General features: G+C 56.4%; 4 protein-coding genes. 2 read left to right on the forward strand and 2 right to left on the reverse strand.

Features of this window, described 5'->3' with window-relative positions:
• The first annotated feature begins 343 nt into the window (after positions 1–343).
• Entirely contained in the window at positions 344–2,308 is a 1,965-nt protein-coding gene (locus HDE75_RS26515) for a sigma-54-dependent Fis family transcriptional regulator (protein WP_183683126.1), read from the forward strand.
• Here the strand turns inward: HDE75_RS26515 and HDE75_RS26520 are convergent.
• A complete protein-coding gene (locus tag HDE75_RS26520; RefSeq protein WP_183683123.1) occupies positions 2,305–2,673 on the reverse strand; it encodes a DUF779 domain-containing protein in 369 nt (122 codons plus the stop codon). The two genes, HDE75_RS26515 and HDE75_RS26520, sit on opposite strands and share 4 nt — an antisense overlap.
• Before the next feature lie 63 nt (positions 2,674–2,736).
• On the reverse strand, positions 2,737–4,257 hold the full coding sequence (adh, locus tag HDE75_RS26525; protein ID WP_183683120.1) for an aldehyde dehydrogenase: 1,521 nt from the start codon (positions 4,255–4,257) through the stop codon (positions 2,737–2,739).
• Positions 4,258–4,628: 371 nt separating this feature from the next.
• On the opposite strand from adh, the gene HDE75_RS26530 reads away from it, so the two are divergent.
• The gene (locus tag HDE75_RS26530) at positions 4,629–6,746 is read left to right on the forward strand and encodes a TonB-dependent receptor family protein (RefSeq protein ID WP_183683118.1); all 2,118 of its coding nucleotides are present in this window, start codon (positions 4,629–4,631) and stop codon (positions 6,744–6,746) included.
• Positions 6,747–6,924 lie beyond the last annotated feature (178 nt).

A 6,924-nucleotide genomic window follows, 5' to 3' on the forward strand; every position in this document is an offset into this window, starting at 1 on the left:
ACTGTTAATTGTTAAAGAACTCAATTCGGTTACTGCTTTCGCGCTATCGACAAAGCGTTGTGTTTGTCAGCTGCGAAGAAGGAAGAGTATGAAGCGTTTTCAGCATTTCGTCAACCTTCTTTTTTACTCGCCTCATTCAGCATTTGCATGCGTCGTTCAGCGAGGGAAAGAATTATAGCCAAGGCCTGCCAGTGCCGCAAGACTTATTTACGCACATCACAGCAAACATTCATCGCCCGTAGTGCCGGCTTGTGCGCGTATCGGTCACAGGTGCTACATTATGGAACACTCTCGCATACACAAGAGCGCTGCGCCACAGCAGCCCAACGGAGGCAACGAGATCATGCAGCGACTATCAACTACCTATCGTGGCGGTCCTTTACCGTCTATCGCAACGACCATCGCCGAGCCTGGCGATGGCACTCCCATCATCATCGAGACATCGCACCAGCGCTCACAGGGGTTTGGACTCTCCCCTACTGCAACGCCGGACTCTACGCCCATAGCCAAATCCGATCTGTCACTCTTGATCGAGCAAAACCGCATGCTGCATACGCATGCGGTGCCCGCCATGGAAGCGCTCTACCAGCAAATCGTCAACACCCACAGCATGGTGATATTGACCGACGCGCGCGGCGTGATCGTGCATTCCCTGGGTGACGATGATTTCCTCGAGAAAGCCAACCGGGTGGCGCTGAAGCCCGGCGTGGCATGGTCCGAACAGGTACGTGGCACCAACGCCATCGGCACAGCCATTACGGAAAAGCTGGCGACACTGGTGCATGCAGACCAGCATTATCTGGCAGCGAATCATTTCCTGACCTGCTCAGCAGCGCCGATCACTGACCACCGCGGCAATGTCATCGGCGTGCTGGACGTATCCAGCGATCAACGCAGTTTTCACAAGCATACGATGGCCCTGGTGCGCATGTCGGCGCTGATGATAGAAAACCAGTTGTTTTCGGCAACCTTTGAGGATGCCATCACCCTGCACTTCCATGCGCGGCCCGAATTTGTCGGTACTCTGATGGAAGGACTGGCGTCATTTACACCTGGCGGACGTTTTTTGTCTGCCAACAAGAATGGTTTGTTCCAGCTAGGCTTGTCTTTTGCCGAATTGCAATCGCATACCTTCAGCTCCCTGTTTGGCCTACCCGTGTCAGCACTGTACGATCATTACCGTATGGCTGCGCCCGGCTTGCTGGACTTGTGTCTACCCAGCGGCGTACGCGTGCTGGGCCGCGCGGAACTAAGGCTGGCCAACCATGCCTTCCAATATGCCCTTAGCCCCAGCAGCGAGCCGGCCGAAAAAAGCACGCCAACCACGCCGGCGCCGGCCAGTGCAACGCGACGCTTGTCCGGGCTGCGCTATCTGCGCACGGGTGACCCGCAGCTGGAACTGGTCATCGATAAGGTTGGCAAGGTGCTGGGGCGCGATATTCCCATTTTGATCATGGGTGAAACCGGCACGGGCAAGGAGTTGCTGGCGCAGGCCATTCATAACGATACGCCCCGCGCGACTGGCCCTTTCATCGCCGTCAATTGCGCTTCGATCCCGGAAACCCTGATCGAATCCGAACTGTTCGGTTATGAAGATGGTGCATTTACCGGTGCACGCAAGAAAGGGGCGATCGGCAAGATACTGCAAGCGAATGGCGGCACCCTGTTTCTGGATGAAATAGGCGACATGCCGTTTGGCTTGCAGGCGCGGCTGTTGCGCGTGTTACAGGAGCGCATGGTCACGCCGCTGGGCAGCAGCAAATCCATTCCTATTCATATCGACCTGATCTGCGCGACAAATCACAACTTGCGCGAGCGCATGGCCAAGGGCCTGTTCCGCGAAGACTTGTATTACCGCCTGAACGGCCTGGTCGTGAAATTGCCGCCACTACGCGAGCGCACGGATCTGGAAACCGTCGTGAAAAAGATATTGGCGACGGAAGCGCCCGGCACCCGCTACACGCTGGCGCCGGACCTGCTGAAGCTTTTCCATCGGCATCAGTGGCCAGGCAATTTCCGCCAGCTCACCAACCTCTTGCGCACGGCCATCGTGATGGCCGCTGAAGCGCAGGAAATCAGCTTGCGCCATATGCCCGATGATTTCCTTGATGATATAGAGTCCGCCCCGCTGGCGAACAATCCCGCCACAGCAAGCAGCAGAGCCAGCCTGGAAAACTTGGAACATAGCGCCATCGTGGAAGCACTGGCCGCGCACGGCGGCAACGTCTCGGCCGCAGCGCGGACCCTCGGTATTTCACGCAATACGATTTACCGCAAGCTACCGAACACGAGTAGATCTTCTGCTTAGCTGGCATGCAACACGGTATTCTCTGCATCACTGAACAAGCGCGAGCGCGTTAAAAAGCGCTTGCCGGTGCCGTTGTCGAGTGAAAACATGCCGCCATTGCCATCGACCACATCGATAATCAATTGCGTATGTTCCCAGTAGGCGAATTGCTCCAAACCCATATAAAACGGTGCGCCGTTCAAATCGCCAAGATACACATCGGTATCACTGACATCGAACTCGCCTTTCGCATAACACATGGGCGTACTGCCGTCGCAACAGCCACCCGACTGGAAAAACATCAGCGGGCCATAGCGTTCGCGCAACTTGTCCATCAGCTCCAGTGCCGCACCTGTGGCGACTACCCTGGCAATTGCTGCGCTCATGAGTATCCTTTCGTCGCACCGCATCGCCCAGTCTGCGGCAATGCGGTGTCATCGTGCTACTGATTAGAAGAAGCCCAGCGCTTTCGGGCTGTAGCTGACCAGCAAGTTCTTCGTTTGCTGGTAATGGTCGAGCATCATCTTGTGATTTTCACGGCCGATGCCCGATTGCTTGTAGCCACCGAAAGCAGCATGGGCTGGGTACAGGTGATAGCAATTGGTCCACACGCGGCCAGCCTGAATTGCGCGACCGACACGGAAGGCACGCGAACCGTCGCGCGTCCATAAGCCGGCACCCAAGCCATACAAAGTATCGTTGGCAATGGCCAAAGCTTCAGCTTCATCCTTGAAGGTGGTCACGGACACCACCGGCCCAAAAATTTCTTCCTGGAAGATGCGCATCTTGTTATTGCCCTTGAACACAGTCGGGCGCACGTAATAGCCTTTTTCCAGGTCACCGGACTGCAGGTTGCGCTCTCCACCGGCCAGCACTTCGGCGCCTTCCTGGCGACCGATGTCGAGGTAGGACAGGATTTTTTCCAGCTGTTCCTGCGATGCCTGGGCGCCTATCATGGTGGACGCATCGAGTGGATTGCCTTGTTTGATGGCCGCCACGCGTTTCAGGGCGCGCTCGATGAATTTTTCGTAGATCGATTCCTGGATCAGCACGCGCGACGGGCAGGTGCACACTTCACCCTGGTTCAGCGCGAACATGGTGAAGCCTTCCAGGCACTTGTCGAAATAATCGTCGTCGGCATCCATCACGTCCTCGAAGAAGATATTCGGCGACTTGCCGCCCAGCTCCAGGGTGACAGGGATCAGGTTTTGCGCGGCATAGCCCATGATCAAGCGGCCCGTGCCAGTCTCACCGGTAAAAGCAATCTTGGCGATGCGCTTGCTCGATGCGAGCGGCTTGCCCGCTTCCAGTCCGAAGCCATTGATGATGTTCAATACACCAGGCGGCAGCAAGTCGCCGATCAGCTCGACCAGCACCATGATGGACGCTGGGGTCTGCTCGGCTGGCTTCAGTACCACGCAATTGCCGGCGGCCAGTGCGGGCGCCAGTTTCCACACCGCCATCAAGATGGGGAAATTCCAGGGAATGATCTGCCCCACCACGCCAAGCGGCTCATGATAATGATAAGCATAGGTTTCCGCATCGATTTGCGCCACGGAACCTTCCTGCGCGCGGATGCAACCGGCGAAATAGCGGAAATGGTCAATCGCCAGTGGAATATCGGCATTCGTCGTTTCACGAATGGGTTTGCCATTATCGATAGTTTCTGCGGTGGCGATCAGGTTCAGATTTTGCTCAATACGGTCGGCGATACGGTTCAGGATATTGGCACGCTCGGCTGGTGAAGTCTTGCCCCAGGCTTCCTTGGCGGCATGTGCGGCGTCCAGTGCCAGTTCCACATCTTCCGTCGTGGAACGGGCTACCTCGCAAAAAGGCAAGCCCGTGATCGGGGTCACGTTCGGAAAATATTCACCTTTAACTGGTGGAACAAACTGACCACCTATGTAATTGTCATAGCGTTGCTTGAAGGGATTGGCCACGCCCAGTTTGCTGATGTCTGCGAGATTCATGTCGTCCTCTATCTAATTGTTGGTGGTGATAAAAACCGTGTGACAGCTACTACTACCGCATTGGGAAGTACAAGCTCTCAACTGCAAATGCCGTGCCAACACGGGCCACACTACAAAATTAGCGGGTTTAGGCGCACTTGCAAGCTTTTACCGTCAGATCACATGGCCTACAGGACGCTACAGAATGGGACAAGGAGCTGGAACAGGTGTTGCATTTTGGTACAGCACTTGTGACAATCCCGCCCTTCTCTCCACGGCGCCATCCTGCGTGGCGCACCGGGTGAGACAGAGTCGGCATAATCAGTCTGACAAGTAGCAAGCCTGCCAACCAGCAAGCCTCATCACCTCGCAACTCATTGGAGTACCTTTATATGCAGCAACACTTCCGCCTGAACACCATCGCCAGCCTGTTTTTTGCAGGCACCGCCACCGCCTTTGCCGCCGATGCTCCGGACGCCCAGGTACTGGACGTCGTGGTGGTCAGTGGCAGCCGTATCGAACATCCGAGCCGGGAAGTACCCGCATCGATCGACGTGGTCGACAGCGCTCGCATTCAGGATGGCCAGATTCGCGTTAATGCATCGGAAGCGCTGGCCGCCGTGCCCGGGCTGGTGGTGCAAAACCGCCAGAACTATGCGCAGGATCTGCAAATTTCCTCGCGCGGCTTTGGCGCCCGCTCCGCGTTTGGCGTACGCGGCGTACGCCTGATCAGCGACGGCATTCCCGCCACCATGCCTGACGGCCAGGGCCAGGCCGCCACCTTCAATCTCGATACCGCCGAGCGCATCGAAGTATTGCGCGGGCCGTTTTCTGCCATCTACGGCAACCATTCTGGCGGCGTGATCCAGCTGTTTTCCAAGGATGGGCAGAATCCCCCTTCCGTCGAACTCAATGTCACGGGCGGTAGCTACGGCACCAGCAAAGTGGATATCGGCGCGCAAGGGCAGGCAGGCGGCATCGGCTATGTACTCGATGGCTCGCGCTTCCGCACGGATGGCTACCGCGAGCATAGCGCCGCCACACGCGAGCAGGCTTTCGGCAAGATTACCGTCAAGCCAAATGCAGACAGCACGCTGACCATCGTTGCCAACTCCCTGCATCAGGGCAATACGCAAGATCCCTTGGGGGTCACCTGGGCCACGTTTGCCCGTGACCCACGCGCAGGAGAAATCGACACGACGGATACGCAAAACCCGAAGCGCACCCTGGCCGATCGCTACAACACGCGCAAGAGTATCGATCACCAGCAAATCGGCGCCACTTATGAACAGCGCTTCGGCGATGACCGCCTGCACATGACGGTCTACGGCGGCAACCGCGACGTGATCCAATACCAGGCATTTTCCAAGATCGTCCAGAATCCCCCAAGCCAATCGGGCGGTGTGGTTGATTTCAAGCGCAATTTTTATGGCATCGACACCAATTGGCTGCATGTGAACCAATTGGCTGGCGGCAAGCTGAGCACCACCATCGGTATCGATTACGGCCGTTCCAGCGATGACCGCACGGGCTATGAGAATTACATCGGCAATACCTTTGGTCTGAAAGGCAGGTTGCGCCGCGATGAGCAGGATGTCGTTTCGAGTCTCGATCCGTATATCCAGGCGGAATGGCAAAGCGGCCCCTGGCTGCTCAGTGCGGGACTGCGCCACAGCAAGATGAAAGTGGAAGTCACCGACCATTACCTCAGCAATGGCGACGATAGCGGCAGCTTGCAATACAGCCACACCACACCGGTGCTGGGCTTGCTCTATAAAATCAATCCCGACGTCAATGTCTACGCCAGCGCCGCGCGCGGTTTCGAGGCGCCCACACTGAATGAACTGTTTTACTCGGGTAAAGGCGATGGTTTTAACTTCAATTTGAAGCCATCGACCAGCACCAACCTGGAAGCGGGCGTGAAAGCCAGGGTAAATAACAACACGCGTATCAACGCAGCCATTTTCCAGATCAAGACCAACGATGAACTGGTGGTCGATATGTCCAGCGGCGGGCGCACCAGTTACAAGAATGCCAGCAAGACCTTGCGCCAAGGCATGGAAGTATCGCTCGATTCCAGCCTGCCTTACGGTTTCAGCAGCAAACTGGCACTGACCAGCCTGCACGCCGTGTATGAGCAAGCGTTCGGCAATGTAGCGTCAGGCAGCCGCTTGCCTGGCGTACCCAGCGCCAACCTGTTTGCGGAACTGGCCTGGAAAGACACACTGGACCGCTACGGCGCGGCGCTGGAAAGCGTGGCCAGCAACAAGATTTACGCGGAAGACAGCAATATCGATAAGCCGGCGCCCGGCTACACGGTATTCAATCTCCGGCTTAATGCCAAGCAAAGCGTGGGTAACTGGCGCTTCAAGCAATTTGCCCGCCTGAACAACTTATTGGACCGTACGTATGTGGGTTCCGTCATCGTCGGCGATAGCAACAAGCGCTACTATGAAGCGGCACCGGGACGTAACTGGTTGCTGGGTGTGAGTGCGCAATACGTGTTCTGAGCAAACAGTATTGAAAGTATAAAAGCAGCGCGCAGCGCTGCTTTTTTTCGCCTGTACGCCGTGAAAGGCAAAGCTTCAGACGAAAAAAAAACCCCACCGGATACCGGAGGGGTTTTTCTCTACTACGAATAACAAGCCTGACAATAACCTACTTTCACACTGGTTGCAGCACTATCAT

The sequence above is a fragment of the Janthinobacterium silvisoli genome (genome assembly GCF_014200725.1).
In the GTDB taxonomy this organism is placed as follows: Bacteria; Pseudomonadota; Gammaproteobacteria; order Burkholderiales; family Burkholderiaceae_D; genus Janthinobacterium.

Bases quoted from the DNA above. Each gene is read 5' to 3' on its own strand.
- adh (WP_183683120.1), bottom strand. From the start codon at position 4,257: ATGAATCTCGCAGACATCAGCAAACTGGGCGTGGCCAATCCCTTCAAG.
- HDE75_RS26520 (WP_183683123.1), bottom strand. From the start codon at position 2,673: ATGAGCGCAGCAATTGCCAGGGTAGTCGCCACAGGTGCGGCACTGGAG.
- HDE75_RS26515 (WP_183683126.1), top strand. From the start codon at position 344: ATGCAGCGACTATCAACTACCTATCGTGGCGGTCCTTTACCGTCTATC.
- HDE75_RS26530 (WP_183683118.1), top strand. From the start codon at position 4,629: ATGCAGCAACACTTCCGCCTGAACACCATCGCCAGCCTGTTTTTTGCA.